Origin of the sequence: [Clostridium] cellulosi (assembly GCF_036762875.1) — a bacterium.
GTDB classification, from domain to species: Bacteria; Bacillota; Clostridia; order Oscillospirales; family Ethanoligenentaceae; genus Ruminiclostridium_D; species Ruminiclostridium_D cellulosi.
The window spans coordinates 19,430-42,025 of sequence record NZ_JBAIZF010000018.1 but is presented as its reverse complement, the minus strand read 5'-3'; the positions used below and the strand labels follow the sequence as shown (position 1 = coordinate 42,025).

Below are 22,596 nucleotides of genomic sequence, written 5' to 3'. Positions count from 1 at the left end.
TCAAACATATTGGAGGGAAAAACATTGCGTTACGATTTTGCCGCAATAGAGAAAAAGTGGCAGGACATATGGGAAAAGAAAGGCACGTTCCGCGCGAAGGACGATTATACACTCCCGAAATATTATGCACTGGTTGAATTCCCTTACCCATCGGGGCAAGGGCTTCACGTCGGACACCCGCGTTCATATACCGCGCTTGACATTGTCGCGCGCAAACGCAGGCTACAGGGATATAATGTCCTTTATCCGATGGGCTGGGACGCTTTCGGACTTCCGACCGAGAACTTTGCAATCAAGAATCACATACACCCTGAAATAGTAACAAAGAAGAATGTCGCGCGCTTTAAGCAGCAGCTCAAAAGCCTCGGACTGTCCTTTGACTGGTCCCGTGAAATAAATACGACAGACCCGAATTATTACAAGTGGACACAGTGGATTTTCCTCCAGTTGTTCAAAAAGGGTCTTGCATACAAGAAAGAAATGGCCGTAAACTGGTGCACCTCATGCAAGGTCGTACTCGCCAATGAAGAGGTTGTCAACGGTGTTTGCGAGCGCTGCGGCGGCGAGGTCATCCGCAAGGTAAAATCCCAGTGGATGCTCAAGATTACTGACTATGCGCAGAAGCTCATCGACGACCTCGATGAGGTTGATTATCTTGAACGCATAAAAACCCAGCAGCGCAACTGGATAGGGCGCTCGACGGGCGCAGAAGTCAACTTCAAAACAACAGCGGGCGACACGCTCACTATTTACACCACCCGCCCGGATACGCTTTTTGGCGCGACCTATATGGTTATAGCTCCAGAGCACCCGAATATTGAAAAATGGAGCTCGCTTATAGAGAATATGCCAGAACTCATCGCATACCGCGAACAGTCGGCGCGCAAATCTGACTTTGAACGCACCGAGGTCCAGAAGGAGAAGACGGGTGTAGAAATAAAGGGCGTCAAGGCGATAAATCCAGTCAACGGCCGGGAGATTCCGATATTCGTGTCCGACTATGTACTTATGTCATACGGCACCGGCGCCATTATGGCGGTTCCGGCGCACGACACCCGTGACTGGGAGTTCGCGAAGAAATTCGGATTGCCGATAATTGAAGTCGTCAAAGGCGGTGACGTTGAAAAAGAAGCTTTCACCGACTGCGAGACAGGTATTATGGTAAACTCCGACTTCCTCAACGGCCTGACCGTTCAGGAGGCACAGGTAAAGATAAAAAAATGGCTGACCGAAAAAGGCATCGGCCGCGAGAAGGTAAACTTCAAACTGCGCGACTGGGTGTTCTCACGTCAGCGCTACTGGGGCGAACCGATTCCGCTTGTTCACTGCGAAAAATGCGGATGGGTACCGATTCCGGAAGACCAGCTTCCGCTGCGTCTGCCTGAAGTAGAATCATACGAACCGACGGATAATGGCGAATCACCACTTGCCGCAATGGAGGATTGGGTTAACACCACGTGCCCGAAGTGCGGAGGCAAAGCGAGAAGAGAAACCGATACCATGCCGCAGTGGGCGGGTTCATCGTGGTATTTCCTCCGTTACTGCGACCCGCATAACGACAAGGAGCTTGCAAGCAAAGATGCACTCGAGTATTGGTTGCCTGTTGACTGGTATAACGGCGGTATGGAGCATACTACCCTTCATCTGCTCTATTCAAGATTCTGGAACAAAGCGCTTTATGACATGGGCATAGTGCCGTATAAAGAACCGTATAAAAAGCGTACCAGCCATGGCATGATTCTCGGCGAGAACGGCGAGAAAATGTCAAAATCACGCGGCAATGTCGTAAATCCTGATGAAATTGTTAAAGAGTACGGTGCAGATACGATGCGCCTTTATGAAATGTTCATTGGCGATTTTGAAAAGGCAGCGCCGTGGTCCTCAGCAAGTATAAAAGGCTGCCGCCGCTTCCTTGAGCGCGTATTTGCACTTCAGGATATCGTAACAGACGAGGAAGGCTATAGTAAAGAGCTTGAGTCCTCAATGCACAAATGTATCAAAAAGGTAAGTGAGGATATCGAGAACCTCAAGTTTAACACTGCTATAGCCGCCATGATGTCGCTCTTAAATGAGATTACAGACAAAGGCTCTATAACACGCGGGGAATTCAAAACCCTGCTGCTGCTTCTTAATCCTTTCGCTCCGCATATTACAGAAGAACTTTGGGAGATTGAAAAGTTCGGCGGAATGTTGAACGAGCAGAAATGGCCGGAATATGACGAAGAAAAGTGCAAAGATGACTCCGTCGAAATTCCTGTTCAGGTTAACGGCAAGCTGAAAGGAACAATTACGATTCCTGTCGGCGCTGAAAAAGAGCAGGTTCAGGCTATGGCTCAATCCCTCGACAAAGTTGCCTCTGCTATAGCGGGGAAGAATATCATTAAGGTAATTTATATTCAAAACAAATTAATCAATATTGTGGCAAAATAATCCATTTGGGTTTCAGGCCGGACTGTTAAACCCTTGACAGATACTTGTTCGCCATAGTATAATGTGTTTATACAATTATGACTTTTTTGCTTTTGACAGGATAAATTTATTACTTTGAGTTCTCCAGTGCCGGCAGCAGGAGTTTGCCGCGAATGCTGCCGGAAAAAATATATCCCTGCTGGTAGACGGAGGGAGGGAATTTAAGATGGCTGAAATTCGGGTAAAGGAAAACGAATCTCTCGAGAGTGCTCTTAGGAGGTTTAAGAAGCAGTGCGCCAGGGCTGGCGTTTTGGCAGAAATCCGTAAGAGGGAACATTATGAAAAACCCTCTGTCAAGCGCAAGAAGAAGTCTGAGGCTGCCCGCAAGCGCAAGCACTAATATTTCCCTTGCGGTGAACGGGCTTAAAAGCGGGCGTTGAACGCCCGCTTTTTTGCGCTTTTTTAAAATAAAAGAAAAGCCCTTAAGAAAACTAAGGTTTATGGCAATATTATGCTGCGGCAGCACTCTGTTTAAATTGATAAATCAAGTCTTCAGTTGCAAACAATATCAGGGTAGACATATAATGCAGTACAGGCATCTTAAAAACGAAATCTCTCCGCCTTCGCGGTATTTATGGATGGTGTTCACACTTGCGGCTTGTTCCAGACAGAATATTTTCAAAAATCAATGAGATTACTCCGGAAATACTCGAAAAAGAGGGAATAAAGGCCCTTGTTCTCGATATTGACAATACGCTTGCGCCGCGTTATGTGGAACTTCCGGACGAGGCATTGATTAACTGGATAGCATCGCTGAAAAAGGTCAATATTAAACTTTATATAATATCGAATAACCGTCAGAACCGTGTTTCAAAGTTTTCAAAAGCTCTTGGTTTGCCGTTTTATTGCAACGGGATGAAACCATTTCCGCGCGCCTTTTTGCGCGCTGTACGCGAGATGGGCGTTCCCCGCGAGAATGTGGCGGCAGTAGGCGACCAGATTTATACGGATGTGGCGGGCGCACACCTTGCTGGCATAAAAGCATGGCTTGTAACGCCGATTGACCCGCGGGAAAACATTATATTCAAAATCAGGAGAATGCTTGAACGGCCCGTTATAAACCGATACTACAAGAATTTAAAGAAAGACGGAGGCACAAATTAATGAACAATATGCCGTTTTTCGGCCCTGCCGGCAATGAGGACAGCTTCTTTGAGGCTGGGTTTAAGGATGTCATTGAGGCGCCTGCTTATGTTGCTTCGCTGGGCCTTACTGCATATGAGTATCAGGGCGGACACGGGATAAGGATTACATCAAAAAAGGCAGCGGAGCTCGGCAAAAAGGCACGTGAAAACGGAATCCGGCTTTCAGTCCATGCGCCCTATTATATTTCAATGTCGAGCGCTGATGAAGAAAAGCGCAATAACAGTATAGGCTATATCGTCAGAAGCGCGCAGGCGGCCCATGATATGGGCGCCGACAGGATCGTGGTGCACTGCGGCTCTTGTTCAGGCAAAGACCGGCAATGGGCGCTGGAAACGGCGAAAGACACTTTCAAAAGGGCAGTTGAAGCCCTTGACGCCCAGGGGCTTTCTGATATACACATCTGCCCGGAGACAATGGGCAAGCTAAACCAGCTCGGTACGGCAGATGAAGTCATAGAAATATGCAGCCTCGACGAGAGATTGATACCCTGCATAGATTTCGGGCATCTTTATGCACGCACCCTCGGCGGCCTTGCAACAATCGAAGATTTTGAGGCGATTTTCAAGGCGATAAAGGATAAACTCGGCACCGAACGGTTTTATACATTCCATTCCCACTTTTCCCATATAGAATACACCGAAAAAGGCGGCGAAAAGCGGCACTTGACTTTCAATGACCCCGGTTACGGCCCAGATTTTGAAATTGTGGCGGAACTGTGTATAAAATACGGATGCACACCTGTTTTTATCTGCGAATCGCGCGGAACGCAGGCGCAGGACGCCGTTACGATGAAAAAAATATATTGTGAAAAAGCCGGTGAAGTGATATGAGTATGCTTAACAAAAGAAAAGTACTGGTAATCCATGGCCCAAACCTCAACCTCTTGGGCGAGCGCGAAACGGGTATCTACGGGAAAGATACGATTGATAATATCAATGCTGAAATCATGCACAAGGCTCAGGAGCTTGGACTTGAGTGCGAAATCTACCAGTCAAACAGCGAGGGCGACATTATTGACCGCCTTCATTCTGCAAGAGGCGATTTTGACGGCGTTGTAATAAACGCCGGGGCGTACACGCATTACAGCATTGCGATTCGTGACGCTATTGCCGCAATAAAAATCCCCTGTGTGGAAGTGCATATGTCGAATGTTTACGCGCGTGAGGAGTTCCGCCGCCATTCGGTAATTGCCCCAGTATGTGCCGGGTCGATTGTCGGCTTCGGCAAAAACAGCTATATCTTAGCGCTTAATGGCCTCAAGGATCTTTTATAAAATCAAATTTACTAAGTGTGGCGCGGCTGCACCGCATTTAGCATCAATCGGAGGACTTAAGATGAGCAATATTCAAACATTCCAATCTAAGCTAAAAGATGATTCATATGCAGCGATAATCTATTCAGAACATAACCGCTATTATTTTACTGGTTTTCCGTCATCGGATGGGCTGTTGTTCATAACAAAGGACCATGCGGTGTTCCTGATTGATTCGAGGTATATAGAGGCGGCTAAAAAACAGGCACAGGGCTGTGAAGTAGTGCTTATGACTGATACAAAGGCACAGCTTGCAGAGCTTGTGAAAAAGTTTGATGTCAAGGAGATAGGCATTGAGTCTTATGACATGCCGGTGTCTACCGCCCAGCAGTTCAAACGCATGCTGCCGGACATAAAGTTCGATTTGTCAGACAGTATCAGTGAAACTATCTCACATATGCGCATGATAAAATCGGACGCTGAGATTGAGAACATCAAAAAGGCTCAAGCCATAACGGACGCGGCCTTTGACCACATACTCGAATATATAAAGCCGGGCGTGTCGGAGCGCGACATAGCGCTTGAAATCGAGTATTTTATGAAGAAAAACGGCGCAAAGGGGCCGTCCTTTGACCTTATCACCATAACGGGCGAAAATACTTCACTGCCCCATGGCGTTCCCGGTGACAGAAAGATAAAGGCCGGCGATTTCTTTACAATGGATACGGGCGCTGTCGTCAACGGATACTGTTCAGACATGACGCGGACGGTCGCCGTAGGCAAAATTACCAGCGAGCAGAAAAAGGTCTATGACACCGTGCTTAAAGCCCAGACAGAGGCCTTAAACGCCCTTGCAGCAGGCAAAAAGTGCAGTGATATTGACAAAATCGCGCGTGATATAATTGACAATGCCGGATATAAAGGCTGTTTCGGTCATGGCCTTGGACATTCCGTAGGCCTTCTTATCCATGAGGAGCCGCGCCTTTCTCCAAGCTGTGACGCTATCCTCGAGCCTGGCATGATTATGACGGTTGAACCCGGCATATATCTTGAAGGCAGGTTTGGCGTCAGGATAGAGGACATGGTACTCATCACAAAAGATGGCATTATAAACTTCTCAAAGAGCCCGAAAGAGCTTATAACACTGTAAATCATTTCTCTTTTTTAAGTAATATTTTTATTTTGGACTTGCAAATCTTTCTCATATAGGATAAACTTTAATTATATGCTATAAATGCGGCAGAAGGAATACCCGCGAAGCAGTTTACAGGAAAGATTAAGAGATTATGACAATGAATTGTTTGGGCATCCTGCGCCGCTATTCGCTATTATTCTGTATTTAATGGAGGTCACACCATGCTTTCAGCAGGCGATTTTAGAAATGGATTAACTTTTGAAATGGACGGAAGTGTATATTCCGTCGTTGAATTCCAACATGTTAAGCCCGGAAAGGGCGCGGCTTTCGTCCGCACAAAGCTAAAGAATGTTATAACAGGTGCTGTAATTGAAAAAACATTCAGCCCGACTGATAAGTTCCCGACGGCATATGTCGAGAGAAAGGACATGCAGTACCTTTATAACGACGGCGACCTTTATTACTTTATGGATAAAGAAACCTTTGAGCAGATTCCTCTTAATAAGGATCAACTGTCTGATAACTTTAAGTTTGTCAAAGAGAACATGGATTGCAAGATCCTGTCATACAAGGGAAATGTTTTTGGAATAGAGCCTCCGACGTTCGTTGAACTTCAGGTTACCCAAACCGAACCAGGCTTTAAAGGCGATACTGCGACAAACGCCACAAAACCTGCTACACTCGAAACTGGCGCTACAATCAAGGTTCCTCTCTTTATCAATGAAGGCGATATGATTCGTGTTGATACCCGCACTGGAGAGTATATGGAACGCGCGTAATGTAAATAATACAAAGGCAGCTAAAAGTCCAACTGACTAAAACAGATTAAGGAGGCGTTTGTAATGACAGTAACAGAAAAGGTCGCTTATTTAAAGGGCCTGGTTGAAGGTCTTGGTGTTGATGAATCTTCAAAAGAAGGCCGCATTATAAAGGCGATAGTAGAGGTTCTCGACGACATGGCCCTTTCAGTATCTGATATAGAAGACGGTTTATCAGAATTATCCGAGCAGGTTGACGCTATAGATGAAGATCTTGAAGACCTTGAAAAAGATTTCTATGGCGATGACGATGACGACGACGATGACGATTACGATGACGATACGGATTATTACGAGGTAACCTGCCCGAAATGCGGCGAGAAAGTTTATCTCGACGAAGAGCTTCTTTCAGATGGCGAAATAAGCTGCCCGAACTGCGGCGAGAAGCTGGAGTTTGATTTTAGTTGTGACTGCGACGATGATGATACTGACGATGCTGACGACGACAATGATGATAAGGATGAAGAGGACGATTAAGTTTTAACCATTTATAATATAACAGGCGCGCTGCAAAATATGAGTTTTGCAGCGCGCCGATTTATATTTATATCGAAATATTACAGTATAACATGGCGAAAGGGCAGATAGTGAAACTATCCGCCCCGTTTCAAATAGGGACACATAGAAATTATTTATTCGGTTTCCCTATGTAACTTCGCCATTCGCCCGGGCTTTTTATGCTTGTAATCTGTTAGTCGTCGCAGCAACCGCCGTTAAAGCCTCCGTTACAGCAGCAACAAATAATGATGATGATGAGTATAATCCATAAGCACCAGTTGTTATTGTTGCCACAGAAGAAGTTTGAACCACATGACATAGTAGATAACCTCCTTTCATGCTTACATCAATATACTATGGCAGAGACTCAAAATTGGTTACACACAGAAAAGTATAAAATCAACATTTTTGGCATAAAATATATTTAAGTTTTATCAAAAGGCGATAATCCGGGTGAACAAAAGACTGCGAGAAAGTGAGCATTAGTTGGAAAAACGAAGCATGAGTGAGATAATTCGAAGTAGATTCACTAAGATTTAGAAATTTGACTTTAACTGACTTTGACTATTAATAATATGGTTATATAATATAGTTGAAGGTCAAAGAAAGTCAAAGACAAAAATGAAATGAGGTGAGAGCGTGAGACTTAGTGATATGATTGAAGAAATGATACAGCAAATGCTTGCAGAAGCAGACGGTATTGCTGAAATTCAACGCAATGAACTCGCAAACAAGCTGGGATGCGTTCCGAGTCAGATTAATTACGTTATCACGTCACGCTTCACGCCGGAGCAAGGATATATCGTAGAAAGCCGGAGAGGCGGCGGAGGTTTTATCCGCATAATCCGAAAGGTTCAAAGCGGAAACGATATGCTGACTCAGGTTATAAACGCAATAGGAGATAGACTTAACGAGGAAACATCGAGGATATATATATCAAATCTTTTCAATGCCGGTGCAATCGGCGAGGAGGCCGATAAACTTCTGAGGGCGGCATCAAGTGCGCAGGTTTACAGGGGTATTCCCCAACCATTGCGCGACACCGTCAGAGCGTCGGTAATAAAACATATGCTTATTACTTTGGTGGATTCAGATTGACTGATTGAACAAACTGTAAAGTCAGAAAGGGGCTGTTATTTATGTTGTGTGGAAGATGTAAGCAGAATGAAGCGACATTCCATTTTCGCGAGAATATAAACGGTAAAATAAAAGAAGTACACCTTTGCCCGACATGTGCCGCTGAACTGGGTTATGATTCGATTATCAGCGATATGAGCAGCTTTAATCCATTTGGGGCAATGAACTTTGGTATTCAGAATCTTTTAGGAAGCCTGTTTTCACAGGAACTGCCGAACCGCTCGGTGCTTGGCGGCCATAAGTGCAGTTTCTGCGGAACCACGTTTGAACAGTTTGCGCAGTCAGCGATGGCCGGATGTGCTAACTGCTATCGGGAATTTTATGACGAGATGCTTCCTTATATCCAGCGTATTCACGGCAGGACGCGTCATGTCGGCAAATTCCCGGCGGCGGCAGGCAAGGAGCTCAAGCTTCAGCGCGAGCTGACATCTTTAAGGAAGCAGCTCAACGATGCCGTAGCGGCGCAGGAATATGAAAAAGCGGCGGTGCTTCGCGACAAGATCAAGGAAATTGAAAAGAAGGTGGATGGCAATTGAAATGGTATCTTGAAACGGGCCCGGAAGGGTCGGTCGTAATAAGCACAAGGATAAGATTAGCGAGAAATATTGCCGATATTCCTTTCCCATGCAGAATGACTAAGGAGCAGAGCGCGGAGGTTATAGAGAGGGCTCGCGCCGCTCTGTTTGGCAGCGACCTTTCCGGGAAATTCGATTTCATCGATATGCAGAAGCTTACGCCCGCGAGAGCGATGTCATTGTCAGAGAAGCACCTAATAAGCCCGGAATTTGCCGCCAACCGCGAGGGCAGAGGCCTTTTCCTTTCAAAGGATGAGAGCGTAAGCATTATGATCAATGAGGAAGACCATATAAGAATTCAGGTCATGCTTCCGGGCATGCAGCTTGAGCAGGCGCTGAAACAGGCCGATTATATCGACGACCAGTTTGACGAGAAACTGAAATACGCCTTTGATGAAAACCTCGGGTACCTAACTCAGTGCCCTACCAACTTAGGAACAGGGCTGCGCGCAAGCCTTATGCTCCATCTGCCGGCCCTCGAAGAATCAGGTGCTCTCAATAATTTCATTGCCGCTGTATCAAAGCTGGGGCTTGTAATGCGCGGTACTTATGGTGAAGGAAGCCGCGTCAACGGCTCATTCTACCAGTTGTCAAATCAGGTGACGCTCGGCATATCGGAAAAACAGGCTATTGACGACCTGACTGCTGTGGCAAAACAGCTCATAAATCAGGAGCTTGAGGCACGCGAGGCATATAGAAAGACCGGAGCTGTTTTCGAAGATAAAGTCTGGCGCAGTTTCGGTGTACTTAAGAACGCACATATTCTGAGCACCGAGGAATGTATGTCGCTCATTTCAAATGTTAGGCTTGGTGCCACAATGAAGATTATAGATATCCCGCTTGAAATACTCAACGAGATTATAAGCGAGGTGCAGCCGTCAACGCTGATAGCATCAGCAGGCCGCAATCTCGATTCAAAGCAGCGCGATGAACTAAGAGCCAAGATAGTCAGGGAAAAGCTTGCGGGATTATAAGAAAAGCGCCGCTCCGGCGGCGAATATCTTTGCAGCCGTCGGAGCGGATTAAAATAGATTTTTTGAATACTGACTTATATTCAAAATACTTGTCAACCATAGATATGTTTCTGGATAAATTTCAATAGCAGGGAGGCGTAAAAAATGTTTGATAGATTTACAGAAAAGGCCGACAAAGCCTTCAGTTTGGCCATGAAGTCGGCGGGAGAAATGGGACACAATTATATAGGAAGCGAACATATCCTGCTCGGACTTTTGAAAGAAGGAACAGGCGTCGCTGCCAAGGTTCTTGAAAACGCCGGCATAACTGCCGATCAGATAGAGAGAATTATTGAACAGCTTGTCGGCCGCGGTGAGCCTTATGAGGTTTCGGCACAGGATCTTACCCCGCGCGGCAAACGCATTATAGAGCTGGCATATTATGAGGCGCGCAATATGGGGCACAGCTATGTCGGAACCGAACATCTTTTGATGGGGCTGCTGCGCGAAGGCGACAGCGTTGCGGTGAGAATTCTTATTGAACTTGGGTGCGACCCCAGGAGTCTCTATGAAGACATTATCCGTGAAATCGGTCTTGAACCGCAGGCTACCGGACCGAAGACACCGGGATTCTCACCCGCAATAAACAAGGCCGGCAAGGTTCAAAGCAAGCATACAAATACACCTACACTAAACCAGTTCGGCAGGGATCTTACTGATGCTGCCCGCGATGGCAAGCTTGACCCGGTAATAGGCCGTCAAAAGGAGATTGAGCGCGTTATTCAAATTTTGTCCCGCCGTACGAAAAACAATCCGTGCCTTATCGGTGAGCCGGGCGTCGGTAAAACTGCGATAGCCGAAGGTCTTGCGGAAAAGATCGTCGAAGGTAGACTGCCGGAGCTTTTAAAAGACAAGCGCGTATTTTCACTTGATATTTCCGGCATGATCGCCGGCACAAAATACCGCGGAGAATTTGAGGAACGCATAAAGAAAGCCCTTGAAGAGGTCAAGAATGCCGGCAATGTCATTCTATTTATTGATGAGCTGCACACAATCATCGGCGCGGGAGCGGCTGAGGGCGCAGTTGACGCCGCGAATATCTTAAAGCCGATGTTGGCCCGCGGCGAGATTCAGGTAATCGGCGCAACAACACTTAACGAGTACCGCAAATATATCGAAAAGGACGCCGCCCTTGAGCGCAGGTTCCAGCCGGTAATGGTTGGCGAACCGAGCGAAGAGGAGACGCTCCAGATACTTGAGGGGCTCCGTGACAAATATGAAGCGCACCACAAGGTACGTATTTCTAAAGGCGCTTTGGAAGCGGCAGTAAAGCTGTCAGCGCGTTATATCACAGACAGATATCTGCCTGACAAGGCAATCGACCTTGTCGATGAGGCGGCAAGCCGCCTGAGGTTAAAATCAGTTACGGCTCCGAATGACTTAAGAGATCTGGATGAAAAGCTCAGAAAGCTGAGGGAAGAAAAAGAGTCGGCCGTAAAATCCCAGGAATTTGAGCGCGCCGCAAAGCTGCGCGATGAAGAGAAAGCCCTCAAAGAAAAGGTTGAGGCGCAAAAGAAGCAGTGGCAGGAGTCGAACCTCAGCAAAGTCAATGAAGTAACCAGCGAGGACATAGCCGAAATTGTGTCAAGCTGGACGGGAATCCCCGTAAAGAAGCTTGCTGAGGAAGAAAGCGAGCGCCTGCTCCATATGGAAGATATTCTTCACCAGCGCGTTATAGGCCAAGACGAGGCGGTCAGGGCCGTTTCAAGGGCCATCAGGCGCGGCAGAGTGGGCATAAAAGACCCGAAGCGTCCGATAGGTTCGTTTATATTCCTCGGACCGACGGGTGTCGGTAAAACAGAGTTGTCAAAAGCTCTTGCAGAGGCGCTGTTCGGCAATGAGAATTCGATAATCAGGGTAGATATGTCAGAGTATATGGAGAAGTTCGCGGTATCACGTCTTGTCGGTTCGCCTCCGGGATATGTCGGCTATGAAGAGGGCGGCCAGCTGACAGAAAAGGTACGCCGCAACCCGTATTCCGTCATACTCTTCGATGAAATCGAAAAGGCGCACCCGGATGTGTTCAATATCCTTCTCCAGATTCTTGAGGACGGTATCCTGACGGATTCACAGGGTCGCCGGGTTGATTTCAAGAATACTGTTATAATCATGACTTCAAACGTCGGCGCAAGAATGATTACAGATAACCGCAGGCTGGGATTTGCCTCTGATGAAAGCGCCGAGAGGACGAACCAGGATATCAAATCCGATGTTATGGGCGAACTCAAACGCACATTCCGTCCGGAATTTCTCAACCGTATCGACGATATTATAGTGTTCAAGCAGCTTACCAACGAGGATATTCAGAAGATCGCCAGACGCATGCTTGACGTGCTTGAAAAGAGGCTCAAAGGCCTTGAAATTGAGGTCAAGTTCCCGGACGAAGTCGTCGCAAAGATTGCCGAAGAGGGCTTTGATCCAGTGTATGGAGCAAGACCCTTAAGGCGTGCGATCCAGTCAAAAATCGAAGACAAATTGTCTGAACGCATGCTTGAGAACGGCATAAAGGCCGGCGACAGCGTTGAAGCTTTCCTGAACAACGGAGAAATAGATTTCAGGAAAATATCTGCCGGGGCGGCTCAATCGTAAACCTTTGCAAAAATAACGGCCGTAATTGGCCGTTATTTTTTTGCGCTCATTTGCCTGAATTAAGGTAAGGGCGTATTGCATTTGTCTGGCGGGGTCACACCCCCTGCAGCTTGAAGTGCGGCAGTAATAGGCTGAGCGATAGTGGGTTTATGTCTTAATTTGCAGTTGCGAACAGACACTTATGTATGATAAAATAAGATACACTATGTGTTTGTTATAAAATAGCTTTTGGAGGCATTTATATGTCAGGTCATTCAAAGTGGAAAAATATAATGCATAAAAAAGAAAAAAGTGACGCTCAGCGCGCAAAGATATTTACAAAAATCGGACGTGAAATTGCTGTTGCTGTTAAGGAAGGCGGACCCGATCCGGCTTCAAACTCAAAGCTTGCCGATCTTATAGCAAAAGCAAAGTCAAATAATGTTCCGAACGAAAATATCGAAAGAGTCATCAAGAAGGCCGCTGGCGGTCAGGAAAAGAGCGATTACGAAGGTATTATTTACGAGGGTTATGGCCCTTCTGGAGTCGCGGTTATTGTTGAAACACTGACAGACAACCGCAACCGTACAGCAGGCGACCTGCGCCATTATTTCGATAAATTCGGCGGCAACCTCGGACAGAACGGCTGTGTTAGCTGGATGTTCCAAGAGAAAGGCGTTATTGTAATCGAAAAGGCCGCCGATGTTGATGAAGATAAGCTGATGGAAGACGCCCTTGAAGCCGGTGCAGTTGATGTGAATTCAGACGACGAGGTGTTCGAGATCTTCACTGAGCCGAATGACCTGCACAATGTGCGCGTCGCTCTTGAGGCCAAGAAGTATAATATCATATCCGCCGAGGATGAGCGTATCCCCTCAAACTATGTGCATCTCGACAATGAAGACGATATTAAACATATGAATCTCCTTCTCGAGGCTCTGGAGGACGACGACGACGTTCAGCATGTCTGGCACAACTGGGAAAACGAGGGCGAAGAAAATTAAGCCGGCTGATGGCTCTGTTAATATACATCGTGTGTACTATTGTACCTCTCAACTGGGAAAACGGGGGCGAGGATAATTAATCTCGCCGCCAATGCCAATGAATTGTATGTTTTACATACCCAAGTGAGGGCAAACGACCGGCAGAGTATACTTATGTAATATATAAAATCATTTACAAAAAACTCTTTTGGAAAACCCAAAAGAGTTTTTTATTTGGCTTTATAAAGTTTATATCAACCTTCAACAAACTTTATCAGCTCATCATTGAACTTTTCGCGCTGGTCATAGAAAAGGAAATGCCCGCAGGCCTCAAAGGTGACAAGTTTGGAGCCTGCAATGCCGTTCTTCTGTGCGACCGCCAGCGGATACAGGCAGACCTCATCATTGATGCCGTGTAGTATCAGCGTCGGCACATTTACCGCCTTCATGTCTTCAAACAGAATCTCATTGAGCCAGGTATTTGCAATCGCCGCCGTAGCCCAGCTTGCCGCCTGAAGCCCCAGACTGAAAATCCAATCCAAGAACTCCGGCGTCACATATCTGTAAAAAATCATGTCGGCGAAACCTCTGAGCATTTTCGGACGGTCAGTATATGTGCCGTTGATTATATCGGTGACGGCCTGTGTTTTCAGCCCATAGGGGAAATAGGGGCGCTGGACAAGGCTCGGAGCCGCAGCGGCAAAAAGGGCCAGCTTAGAAACGCCGTGGCCGTTATGCCTTGACATGTAGCGCAAGGCGATGGCTCCGCCTGTTGAATGTCCGCCGAGAGTAATATTATTGAGTTTCAGCGTGTCTATCACAACCCGTACATCATCGGCAAGTCGGTCGTAAGTATAACCATTCCACGGTTTATCAGACATGCCAAACCCCCGGCAGTCGATCCCAATACAGCGGTAGCCCAGTTTTGGCAGCTCGTTGAATTGATATTCAAACAGCTTATGGCTTCCCGGCCAGCCGTGAATGAAAAATATTGTTTTTTCTCCTGTGGGATTTAGGTCCTCCACATATACTCTTACGTCAGGTTCAACACTTATATAATACCCCGTAATAATCCCTCCCCAGATATTGTCATTAAACATTACTGCTTGTGGGAGAAAATTATTCGTTGTTGAAACAAGAAACGGGGGAGTGAATTTTTCATCGGGTATAGTTTTTATCATTGTTAAATATTGTATAAAAGCAATACAAAAGCACATAAACTATCTGTAATTTTACATAATGTGCGAAGAAAAACGGTGTTTAAATCGTTTCCAACATTTCAGACGGCATAAATAGTGGACATGCCCGGAAGTTTTCAACCTTTTCAACAGAGTTTTCAACAATTATTATGTAAACCTGTTTAAACCATAATAGCATATCTTGTAGTCCATACGAGTTTTAATCAATAAATCTTTGGTGAGAATTACTTTTTGTATAACACTTAATATTGCTGATTCGAACCAAGATGAGAGTATGCCTATTATTTCCACATAAATATTTGGAACGTACAGCGAATATTTAAAACTGCTTAGACAAGAATATCCTTATGAAGAAAACACTGGCTGGGGGGACTGGACATGGTTAAAGGAGTAACCAGACGTGTTGTAGAAATAAAAGAGACAGGAAGCGACTATTTTGAACGTGCTATATTTTTTATTAACATAGACGGTAGCCGCGGTACAAATGAAAATACATTATCGCAGGAAGCCCGCCGTATCATTGATAACCTTTCACATGAGGACACGCCGTGTTCGGAAGATAAAATGCAGCGCATTAAGAAACGGGCCATCTCGGTTCTGAAATTGCTGATATCAGCGGGTGTCGGCGTTTTTGCAACACTGATTTTCACACAGGTGTTTTAGCGGTGAAAAAAGGCTGTCCGCCTATATAGGGCGGACAGCCTTTTAAATCAGCTCAATTTAATTTTTTTCGGATTAAACTTATTAATTGCCTTGTCGTTCTGAGTGAATTTTTCTTTGGACACAAGGTCTTTTAGAAGATTTTGAAATTCCGGATACTTCATTTCCGACAGAACAGTCTGTTTCATAGAATCGTTATAGGATGAAGCGGAAGGGTCGGTTTTTACCCTGTATTCGATGAAATAGCCCATATCCGATTCCGCCATGCCGACTTCACCTTCTTTAAGTGAAAAGGCGAGGTCCACAAACTTTTGGTCGTATCCGAGTGATTGAGCGGTTTGCTTGCTGAAGATATATCCGTCGGGGTTCTGCTTCATGCCGGTATCTTCATTATATTTGTCGACGTAAGTTTGGAAGTTCTTAAGGTCATTTTTAACAGCGGCATAGGCTTCGTTCGCTTTTTTCTTCTGGGACTCAAGCTTGTCGTTGGACAGGGGCTGATAGGTTGAGGTGTCTATCTTAGAAACAAATATCTGTTTTATATGAGCAAAGTTTTTTGTATAGTAATCAGCCAATTCGGAGGCAGAAACAGCCTTGTCACCTTTCTCGCCGTAGTAAGACTTAAAAAGTTCGTCTTTTAGGTACATATCGTCTAAATATCTTTCGATAGAGGCCTGTGATATGCCGTTTTTAGTGAACAGGTCTTTGTAAGTAGTATAAGCCTGCTCGGCTTTAGCTTTAGCCGCAGACTTTTCATCGCTTGTCAGTGTTACTTTGCGTTCAGCGGCCTGTTTTTCAATTACCATAAGCTGTTTGCAACTGTCAAGCGCGTTGTTTATAGCCCAGGAAACGGCGTTTTTGCTGTCGATTTGCTGGGACCAGGGGTCGGAATTGGACGAAGTTGAAGAAGAGCTGGACGAAGCAGCATAAGTTGTTACGTAACCTGCGTTTTGCATAAGAAAATACACATAAACGCCTGTCGGCATCGTAATATCTCCGGACTTAAGTGACCATGAGGTATCAGCACAGCCTGAAAACGAAAAACTGGCTGCTAAAGCGCATACCAACGCGCATATTTTCGTAAACCTTTTCAATTTTAGATCCTCCTTCGAGTTATATAAGAATTATATACCACAAATTTTGCAATGTCTATAGCAAATCAACGAAAATTTTGTAAATAAATTGATAATTTTAAGAAATATGCTGAGAAAATTTTAAGCTGAGATCGGAATGTTGACTGTTTTGCTCCGTCATGTTATAGTGAAATATCGGTAATTTTATTTTTACAGTCTCACTAACCTGCTTATAACATGGGCTTTGGAGCTTTCTTAAGCGTAAATTTGTCTTTGGTGCGGAAAACAGTGCTTAAGGAAACATCGGCCGCCAGCCTTTCGGAAAACTACGTAGTATTAATCGGAGCAAAAATATGTCACATTTATTGCTATCTAACAGCTTTCTCTATATTGGACAGTCGTCCACGTTTTATTATGTCGTTGTTGCTTTAATAGCCTTAGTTGTCGCCGCTGTGACTTTTTATATTATGGTAAAATTATATGTGCATAAATGAATAAAGACAGAGCGGAATAATACGGGCGCTTTGAAGCCTTGACGCGGCGTTTTTATTTGGTCTGAACGCTGCCAGCCCGTTAATTTATAATAAGGAGAAAAGCAATGATTATAATCGGAGAAAAAATCAATAGTTCTATACCTTCTGCGAAAACCGCAATTGAGAATAAAGACAAAGCGAGAATTATCGAGCTTGCAAAGGCTCAGCATGACGCCGGTGCGGCGTATATCGACATAAACGCAGGGATGTTTCTAAAAGAAGAACCGGAATATCTTGCGTTTCTTGCCCAGACTGTGGGAAAAGAGCTGGGTCTTCCCATATCGGTGGACACACCGAGCGTTGAGGCTGCGAGAGCAGCTTTGAAAGCCGCCGGTGTGCGCGGTGGCCTTATAAACTCGGTGACAACGGAACAGGCAAGGCTTGAGGGCATGACGGAGCTTGCCCTCGAATACGGCTGCGGCGTCGTAGCGCTTTGTTCTCCGGAGCCGGGTATGGAGGAAACGCCTGACTCCGCCATCTCAATAGCCGGCAAGATTGTTTCATACCTAACCTCGAAAGGCATAGCAGAAAGCGACATCTATATTGACCCGATGCTGAAACCGGTAGGTGCCGCGCCGGACGCGGGAAAACAGGCGCTTAAGACGATTGAAAAATTGCACAGCGAATTCCCGAATTGCCATATTTCCTGCGGACTTTCTAACCTTTCATACGGGCTGCCAAAGCGCAGGGTTTTGAACCGGGCTTTCGCTGTCTGCGCCATCGCCGCGGGACTTGACACCGCGATAGCCGACCCGCTCGACAAGGGGCTTATGAGCCTTATTGCCGCGGCAGAAGTTATTGTCGGACGCGATGAATACTGCATGGAGTATATTGAAAAGTGCCGGAGCGGGCTAATTGAAGCGTAAGACAACGCAGAAAAACAGTGTAGAAATAAAGCCGGAACAGTCCCAAAGTGCGGACTGTTTCGGCTTTTTATTTTTCGGCTTTCACATCAGCAAGGAATGGCTTTGGAGTAAATCGAAAAGCCGCATCGGTAATAAAACATTGTAATTTTAAAATAATAAGGGTGATATGAAGTTATTATGGAGATGAGTTAATGGGCAATACAGGCAAGAAAAGAACCGACCCCCGCGGTGCTCAGGATAAAAAGCCGAAAAACGCGCAGAAGCCGGTGCCGGAAATCAAGGGCAAGGCCCGTTCCGGCAAGGAACACGCGGGTCCTATGTAAAACAACAGCCTCCCGGGCGCTTTCGCTCCGGGAGGCTGTAAGCATGATTTGTAGTATTGGCTCCGCTGTGGCAAAATAAGGCTGTTCGAGCATTACTCTTTATCTGAAATGGGCTTTAAAATGATGCCTCCGCCGAGGACAATATCGTCCTGATAAAATACCGCCGCCTGTCCGGGGGTTATTGCCCTTTGGGGTTCATCAAAAACAACCGTCGCTGTGTCGTTCTCAATGTGCAAGGTAGCGGGGGCCTCTTTGGCGCTGTAGCGTATCTTTACGCCGACTCTGGCGCCGTCTTTCATCCTGCTTTTCAGCATATACTTAAGGTCGGTGACAATCATCGAACGGCTGAACAAGTCTTTGCTTTCTCCGACATAGACTGTGGCTGTTTTGCTGTCTATTGATGTGACGAACAGCTTTTCGTTTGAAATAGAACCAAGTCCCTTGTGCTGCCCAATCGTAAAGTTGTAAATGCCGTTGTGGTGGCCGACGACTTTGCCGTTCCATACGATATCGCCGGGGCGGGCAAGGTCCGCGCAGTTATTGCGTATAAATCCGGCGTATCCTTCCGGCCCGACAAAGCAAAGGTCTTGGCTGTCTGGTTTTTTAAAGTTGGGCAGGCCGTACTTTTCTGCAATCGCCCTTATTTCCGGCTTTGTATATTTGCCGCAGGGGAGCAGCAGCTTTGAAAGCTGCCTTTGACCCAGCATATAAAGCACATAGGTCTGATCCTTATGAGCGTCCTTTGAACGCTTGAGGGCAAGCTCCCCTTCAGGGGTTTTTATTATCGTTGCATAATGCCCGGTCGCGACATAGTCAGCGCCGAGCTGCTCCGCTTTGTTCATCAATGCTTCAAATTTAACGTGGGCGTTGCAGGCGATACAGGGGTTCGGAGTGCGCCCCTTCATGTATTCGTCAAGAAAATAGTCTATGACATCTCTTTTAAAAATATCCCGCATGTTCAATACATAATGCGGAATACCCAGTTTGTTGCAGACATGTCTTGCATCGTCGACGTCGGTTATGGAACAGCAGGTGCGTGAGCAAGAAAGCTCCGAATTTTCTGACGGCCATACGTTAAGTGTTACGCCGATTACATCATATCCCTGTTCCAATAATAGAGCTGCGGCTGCTGAGCTGTCGACGCCTCCGCTCATTGCCGCTATGACTTTTTTGGCCATTTGTTCCTCCGAAATCTATATTAACTTCAGTTAAAATTTGAAATCCAGCATGCGCTGCAGGCAGGCAACTGCGCGCTTTCTGATATCCTCGTTTACCTCAATTACAGTTCTGTTTTCGCTCAAAGCGCGATAAACGCTGTTTAAGCTTGTCTTTTTCATATTGACACAGACAAGCCGCGGCGTCATAAGGTAAAATTCCTTGTCTGGGTTGTCATTTTTGAGCTTATGGAGCACACCCATTTCCGTACCGATTATAAAACGCTTTTTGTCGCTCTTGCTGCAAAAATCTATAATCTCGCTCGTGCTGCCGACAAAATCCGCTTTGTCGCAAACCTCAGGCTTGCACTCAGGATGGACGGCGACCGCCGCGTCGGGAAATTTTGAGCGCGCCGCATCGACTTCTTCAGCACCGAAGCGGTTGTGGGTTATGCAGCCGCCATTGAACAGAATAAGGTTCTTTTCCGGAACCTGTTTCTGAACATAGGTGCCGAGGTTAATGTCCGGCAAGAATATAATTTCTTTTTCGGGCATATTGCGGACAATCTTTACCGCGTTTGACGATGTGCAGCAGATGTCACATTCGGCCTTTACTTCGGCGGTTGTATTGATATAACAGACAACAGGCACGCCGGGGTGCTTCGCTTTCAATGCTCTTACATCCTCGGCGGTTATGGAATCCGCCATAGGACAGCCTGCCGTTATTTCCGGCAGCAGGACGGTCTTTTGCGGGGATAATATCTTTGCGCTTTCTGCCATAAACTTGACCCCGCAGAATACAATGACCTCGGCGTCGCTTTTTGCGCAGACGCGGCTCAGATAGAAAGAATCGCCGACCTCGTCTGCGATATCCTGAACCTCGTCGTTCTGGTAGTTGTGAGCAACTATCAACGCATTGCGCTCGCGCTTAAGGCGCATTATTTCACTTACTAATTCCGAATTTTCCTGCTGCACGAATAATAACCTCCAAATATATGATACCCAATAATATGCTTAGCCGCTTGGTTAATTTATTATTTACCTATTATTCGGCCTTAAATTTATGAGTAAAAACATAGGTGATAATAATTATACCAATACATATTGCTATTTTCAAGACGACCTGGTTTTTATGTAGGCTTGGGCGAAAAAGGCCATTTTTTAAAATTTGCGGTGAAGTTCTTGCTGCAGCCTGCTTAAATATTAATTGTAACCACCTTATACTTGACATTATTTCACAAACTAATTAAAATAGTATACTATAGGCTGGTCATACACTTTAACTCTATTTTTACCAGAAAATCATGATTTTACATGCAGGCTTGATATATATCTTTGGAAATATTCTCAATGCCTGCCAAAGGCTGCGGCAGGTTCTGTCAATGGCTATATACAGGTAACTTGTTTAAGTGATATCTGCCGATTTTATGAATATATTTCAATATTTGCTAATACCGCTTTAAGTGGGTAGTTTTGGGATATGTTCATGTTCTGGCAGCTGGGTTTTAAATTTTAATGTAAGTATAGATACTTACTACAAGGTATCAATGCCGTTGAAAATAGAAGAGTTTGGGGGATATATAACGTGTGCCGCCTGCTGTGATTCAAACAACAAGGAGGTGCCCAAAAACAATTGCCGACAGGAATTTATTTAGTAGCATTTATAGTTTTGCTTATTCTGTGCAGCGCGGCAGCTTTTTACTGTGGAATTGTATATAGAAAACGTGTTGCCGAGTCAGAACTTGGTTCAGCCGAGGAACAAGCCAAACGGATTGTAAGTGACGCTGTTAAATCAACTGAGAACAAGAAAAAAGAAGTTTTACTTGAGGCAAAGGATGAAGCACACAGAATACGCAGTGAAGCCGAAAAGGAAGTAAGAGAACGGCGGATCGAAATTCAGCGTCAGGAAAGACGTTTGCAGCAAAAAGAAGAGAATCTTGACCGCAAGATTGAACAACTTGAGGCTAAAGAGGAGCAACTCAACAAGAAAATTGCCGAAGCTGACGCGAAGCTCGCTGAAGCCGGAGAAATAAAGAAGCGCCAATTTGAAATGCTCGAGCGCATTTCCGGATTCACAGTTGAGCAAGCAAAAGAATTTATGCTGAAGAACCTTGAGAATGAGCTTATTTATGAAAAAGCTGTCAAAATCAAGGAATTTGAACAGCAGCTTAAAGAAGAATCAGAACAGAAAGCGCGCAAGCTTATATCCCTTGCAATACAGAAATGTGCCGCTGATCATGTGGCCGAGGCTACGGTTTCCGTTGTACCTCTGCCGAATGATGAAATGAAGGGGCGCATTATAGGCCGTGAAGGCCGCAATATAAGAGCTCTTGAAACTTTGACAGGCGTTGACCTTATTATTGATGATACTCCGGAAGCTATCACGCTTTCGAGTTTTGACCCAGTTCGCCGTGAAATCGCCAGAATTTCACTTGAACGTCTTATTTCAGATGGACGAATTCACCCAGCAAGAATTGAAGAAATGGTTGAAAAGGCGAAAAAAGACGTCGAAAACACTATCAGGCAGGAAGGTGAACGTGCCGTTATCGAGGCAGGTGTCCACGGCATTCACCATGAACTTGTAAAATTAATCGGACGCTTGCATTACCGCACAAGCTACGGACAGAATATACTCGACCATTCACTTGAAGTTTCTCACCTTTGCGCGGTTATGGCGTCAGAGCTCGGCGTCGACCCTGTATTAGCCCGAAGGGCAGGACTTTTGCACGACATAGGCAAGGCAGTTGACCATGAGATAGAAGGCTCGCATGTCGAAATCGGCGTTGAAATTGCCCGCAAGTACAAGGAGCATAGCGAGGTAATTCATGCCATTGAAGCACACCACGGCGATGTTGAACCTCATACTGTTATTGCTTGCCTTGTCCAAGCAGCCGATGCCATTTCAGCAGCACGACCGGGCGCTCGAAGAGAAAATCTCGATAATTACATCAGACGTCTTGAAAAACTCGAGGAAATTGCAAACTCTTTTGAAGGTGTCGACAAGTCATTTGCTATTCAGGCCGGCCGTGAAATTAGAATAATGGTTAAGCCCGATATTGTCGATGATAACAGGATAGTGCTTATGGCAAGAGAAATTGTTGCAAAAATCGAAAACGAACTCGACTATCCTGGACAGATTAAGGTGCATGTAATACGCGAAAACAGAGCTATTGAATACGCTAAGTAATATTACT

At 45.7% G+C, this 22,596-nt stretch carries 23 protein-coding genes; 18 read left to right on the top strand and 5 right to left on the bottom strand.

Annotation, left to right across the window (positions count from 1 at the left end):
* The first annotated feature begins 24 nt into the window (after positions 1-24).
* The 8 genes from leuS (at position 25) to V6C21_RS05065 (ending at position 7,297) form a co-directional block, all read left to right on the top strand.
* On the top strand, positions 25-2,430 hold the full coding sequence (gene leuS / locus V6C21_RS05100; protein ID WP_479268508.1) for a leucine--tRNA ligase: 2,406 nt from the start codon (positions 25-27) through the stop codon (positions 2,428-2,430).
* Between the two features lie 205 nt (positions 2,431-2,635).
* Entirely contained in the window at positions 2,636-2,809 is a 174-nt protein-coding gene (rpsU, locus tag V6C21_RS05095; protein ID WP_084228655.1) for a 30S ribosomal protein S21, read from the top strand.
* A 251-nt stretch (positions 2,810-3,060) separates the two neighbouring features.
* On the top strand, positions 3,061-3,573 hold the full coding sequence (locus tag V6C21_RS05090; protein WP_034840222.1) for a YqeG family HAD IIIA-type phosphatase: 513 nt from the start codon (positions 3,061-3,063) through the stop codon (positions 3,571-3,573).
* A complete protein-coding gene (locus V6C21_RS05085) occupies positions 3,573-4,445 on the top strand; it encodes a TIM barrel protein (RefSeq protein WP_479268507.1) in 873 nt (290 codons plus the stop codon). Before V6C21_RS05090 ends, V6C21_RS05085 begins: the two co-directional genes overlap by 1 nt.
* A gap of 2 nt (positions 4,446-4,447) precedes the next feature.
* Complete coding sequence (aroQ, locus tag V6C21_RS05080; protein WP_034840575.1) at positions 4,448-4,888, top strand: type II 3-dehydroquinate dehydratase; 441 nt, start codon at positions 4,448-4,450, stop codon at positions 4,886-4,888.
* A 61-nt stretch (positions 4,889-4,949) separates the two neighbouring features.
* Positions 4,950-6,017, top strand: a complete 1,068-nt coding sequence (locus V6C21_RS05075; RefSeq protein ID WP_034840218.1) for a M24 family metallopeptidase — start codon at positions 4,950-4,952, stop codon at positions 6,015-6,017.
* Positions 6,018-6,223: 206 nt separating this feature from the next.
* On the top strand, positions 6,224-6,781 hold the full coding sequence (gene efp / locus V6C21_RS05070; RefSeq protein WP_034840199.1) for an elongation factor P: 558 nt from the start codon (positions 6,224-6,226) through the stop codon (positions 6,779-6,781).
* 63 nt (positions 6,782-6,844) lie between these two features.
* Entirely contained in the window at positions 6,845-7,297 is a 453-nt protein-coding gene (locus tag V6C21_RS05065) for a CD1247 N-terminal domain-containing protein (protein ID WP_479268506.1), read from the top strand.
* Positions 7,298-7,511: 214 nt separating this feature from the next.
* On the opposite strand, the gene V6C21_RS05060 is transcribed toward V6C21_RS05065, so the two are convergent.
* The gene (locus tag V6C21_RS05060; RefSeq protein ID WP_479268505.1) at positions 7,512-7,637 is read right to left on the bottom strand and encodes a hypothetical protein; all 126 of its coding nucleotides are present in this window, start codon (positions 7,635-7,637) and stop codon (positions 7,512-7,514) included.
* 320 nt (positions 7,638-7,957) lie between these two features.
* On the opposite strand from V6C21_RS05060, the gene V6C21_RS05055 reads away from it, so the two are divergent.
* The 5 genes from V6C21_RS05055 to V6C21_RS05035 all read left to right on the top strand — a co-directional run bounded on the left by V6C21_RS05055 (position 7,958) and on the right by V6C21_RS05035 (position 13,615).
* Complete coding sequence (locus V6C21_RS05055) at positions 7,958-8,416, top strand: CtsR family transcriptional regulator (protein WP_479268504.1); 459 nt, start codon at positions 7,958-7,960, stop codon at positions 8,414-8,416.
* A 41-nt stretch (positions 8,417-8,457) separates the two neighbouring features.
* Positions 8,458-8,991: a UvrB/UvrC motif-containing protein gene (locus V6C21_RS05050; RefSeq protein ID WP_034840136.1), complete on the top strand. Its 534-nt coding sequence runs from the start codon at positions 8,458-8,460 to the stop codon at positions 8,989-8,991.
* Complete coding sequence (locus V6C21_RS05045; RefSeq protein ID WP_479268503.1) at positions 8,988-10,004, top strand: protein arginine kinase; 1,017 nt, start codon at positions 8,988-8,990, stop codon at positions 10,002-10,004. Before V6C21_RS05050 ends, V6C21_RS05045 begins: the two co-directional genes overlap by 4 nt.
* Positions 10,005-10,148: 144 nt before the next feature.
* Positions 10,149-12,632 carry an AAA family ATPase gene (locus tag V6C21_RS05040; RefSeq protein ID WP_034840131.1) on the top strand — a complete coding sequence of 828 codons (2,484 nt, stop codon included), beginning with the start codon at positions 10,149-10,151 and terminating at the stop codon, positions 12,630-12,632.
* 242 nt (positions 12,633-12,874) lie between these two features.
* On the top strand, positions 12,875-13,615 hold the full coding sequence (locus V6C21_RS05035; protein WP_034840128.1) for a YebC/PmpR family DNA-binding transcriptional regulator: 741 nt from the start codon (positions 12,875-12,877) through the stop codon (positions 13,613-13,615).
* A 233-nt stretch (positions 13,616-13,848) separates the two neighbouring features.
* Here the strand turns inward: V6C21_RS05035 and V6C21_RS05030 are convergent, their stop codons facing one another.
* A complete protein-coding gene (locus tag V6C21_RS05030; protein ID WP_045085925.1) occupies positions 13,849-14,694 on the bottom strand; it encodes an alpha/beta fold hydrolase in 846 nt (281 codons plus the stop codon).
* A 477-nt stretch (positions 14,695-15,171) separates the two neighbouring features.
* On the opposite strand from V6C21_RS05030, the gene V6C21_RS05025 reads away from it, so the two are divergent.
* A complete protein-coding gene (locus V6C21_RS05025; RefSeq protein WP_034840125.1) occupies positions 15,172-15,456 on the top strand; it encodes a hypothetical protein in 285 nt (94 codons plus the stop codon).
* Between the two features lie 47 nt (positions 15,457-15,503).
* On the opposite strand, the gene V6C21_RS05020 is transcribed toward V6C21_RS05025, so the two are convergent.
* Positions 15,504-16,547 carry a peptidylprolyl isomerase gene (locus tag V6C21_RS05020; RefSeq protein WP_479268502.1) on the bottom strand — a complete coding sequence of 348 codons (1,044 nt, stop codon included), beginning with the start codon at positions 16,545-16,547 and terminating at the stop codon, positions 15,504-15,506.
* 577 nt (positions 16,548-17,124) lie between these two features.
* Between V6C21_RS05020 and V6C21_RS05015 the strand changes: the two genes are divergently transcribed.
* From V6C21_RS05015 to V6C21_RS05005, 3 genes are read left to right on the top strand one after another with little or no spacing between them, the layout of a single operon-like run.
* A complete protein-coding gene (locus tag V6C21_RS05015; RefSeq protein ID WP_479268501.1) occupies positions 17,125-17,925 on the top strand; it encodes a dihydropteroate synthase in 801 nt (266 codons plus the stop codon).
* Positions 17,915-18,070, top strand: coding sequence for a hypothetical protein (locus tag V6C21_RS05010; RefSeq protein WP_479268500.1), 156 nt, complete (start codon positions 17,915-17,917; stop codon positions 18,068-18,070). The genes V6C21_RS05015 and V6C21_RS05010 overlap by 11 nt, the downstream gene beginning before the upstream one ends.
* Before the next feature lie 46 nt (positions 18,071-18,116).
* Complete coding sequence (locus V6C21_RS05005; protein WP_479268499.1) at positions 18,117-18,248, top strand: hypothetical protein; 132 nt, start codon at positions 18,117-18,119, stop codon at positions 18,246-18,248.
* Positions 18,249-18,340: 92 nt separating this feature from the next.
* Here V6C21_RS05005 and mnmA read toward each other — a convergent pair whose 3' ends face one another.
* On the bottom strand, positions 18,341-19,426 hold the full coding sequence (gene mnmA / locus V6C21_RS05000) for a tRNA 2-thiouridine(34) synthase MnmA (protein ID WP_034840116.1): 1,086 nt from the start codon (positions 19,424-19,426) through the stop codon (positions 18,341-18,343).
* Between the two features lie 30 nt (positions 19,427-19,456).
* A complete protein-coding gene (gene nadA, locus V6C21_RS04995; protein ID WP_084228661.1) occupies positions 19,457-20,377 on the bottom strand; it encodes a quinolinate synthase NadA in 921 nt (306 codons plus the stop codon).
* Between the two features lie 658 nt (positions 20,378-21,035).
* Between nadA and rny the strand changes: the two genes are divergently transcribed.
* Positions 21,036-22,589: a ribonuclease Y gene (gene rny / locus V6C21_RS04990; protein WP_034840113.1), complete on the top strand. Its 1,554-nt coding sequence runs from the start codon at positions 21,036-21,038 to the stop codon at positions 22,587-22,589.
* The last annotated feature ends 7 nt before the right edge of the window (positions 22,590-22,596 follow it).

What these genes read in the sequence shown, in the direction of transcription:
- V6C21_RS05065 (WP_479268506.1), top strand. Translation starts at nt 6,845, where the DNA reads ATGACAGTAACAGAAAAGGTCGCTTATTTAAAGGGCCTGGTTGAAGGT.
- V6C21_RS05075 (WP_034840218.1), top strand. Translation starts at nt 4,950, where the DNA reads ATGAGCAATATTCAAACATTCCAATCTAAGCTAAAAGATGATTCATAT.
- rpsU (WP_084228655.1), top strand. Translation starts at nt 2,636, where the DNA reads ATGGCTGAAATTCGGGTAAAGGAAAACGAATCTCTCGAGAGTGCTCTT.
- V6C21_RS05005 (WP_479268499.1), top strand. Translation starts at nt 18,117, where the DNA reads ATGGGCAATACAGGCAAGAAAAGAACCGACCCCCGCGGTGCTCAGGAT.
- V6C21_RS05085 (WP_479268507.1), top strand. Translation starts at nt 3,573, where the DNA reads ATGAACAATATGCCGTTTTTCGGCCCTGCCGGCAATGAGGACAGCTTC.
- aroQ (WP_034840575.1), top strand. Translation starts at nt 4,448, where the DNA reads ATGCTTAACAAAAGAAAAGTACTGGTAATCCATGGCCCAAACCTCAAC.
- V6C21_RS05050 (WP_034840136.1), top strand. Translation starts at nt 8,458, where the DNA reads ATGTTGTGTGGAAGATGTAAGCAGAATGAAGCGACATTCCATTTTCGC.
- V6C21_RS05015 (WP_479268501.1), top strand. Translation starts at nt 17,125, where the DNA reads ATGATTATAATCGGAGAAAAAATCAATAGTTCTATACCTTCTGCGAAA.
- efp (WP_034840199.1), top strand. Translation starts at nt 6,224, where the DNA reads ATGCTTTCAGCAGGCGATTTTAGAAATGGATTAACTTTTGAAATGGAC.
- V6C21_RS05030 (WP_045085925.1), bottom strand. Translation starts at nt 14,694, where the DNA reads ATGTTTAATGACAATATCTGGGGAGGGATTATTACGGGGTATTATATA.
- mnmA (WP_034840116.1), bottom strand. Translation starts at nt 19,426, where the DNA reads ATGGCCAAAAAAGTCATAGCGGCAATGAGCGGAGGCGTCGACAGCTCA.
- V6C21_RS05040 (WP_034840131.1), top strand. Translation starts at nt 10,149, where the DNA reads ATGTTTGATAGATTTACAGAAAAGGCCGACAAAGCCTTCAGTTTGGCC.
- V6C21_RS05035 (WP_034840128.1), top strand. Translation starts at nt 12,875, where the DNA reads ATGTCAGGTCATTCAAAGTGGAAAAATATAATGCATAAAAAAGAAAAA.
- V6C21_RS05060 (WP_479268505.1), bottom strand. Translation starts at nt 7,637, where the DNA reads ATGTCATGTGGTTCAAACTTCTTCTGTGGCAACAATAACAACTGGTGC.
- V6C21_RS05025 (WP_034840125.1), top strand. Translation starts at nt 15,172, where the DNA reads ATGGTTAAAGGAGTAACCAGACGTGTTGTAGAAATAAAAGAGACAGGA.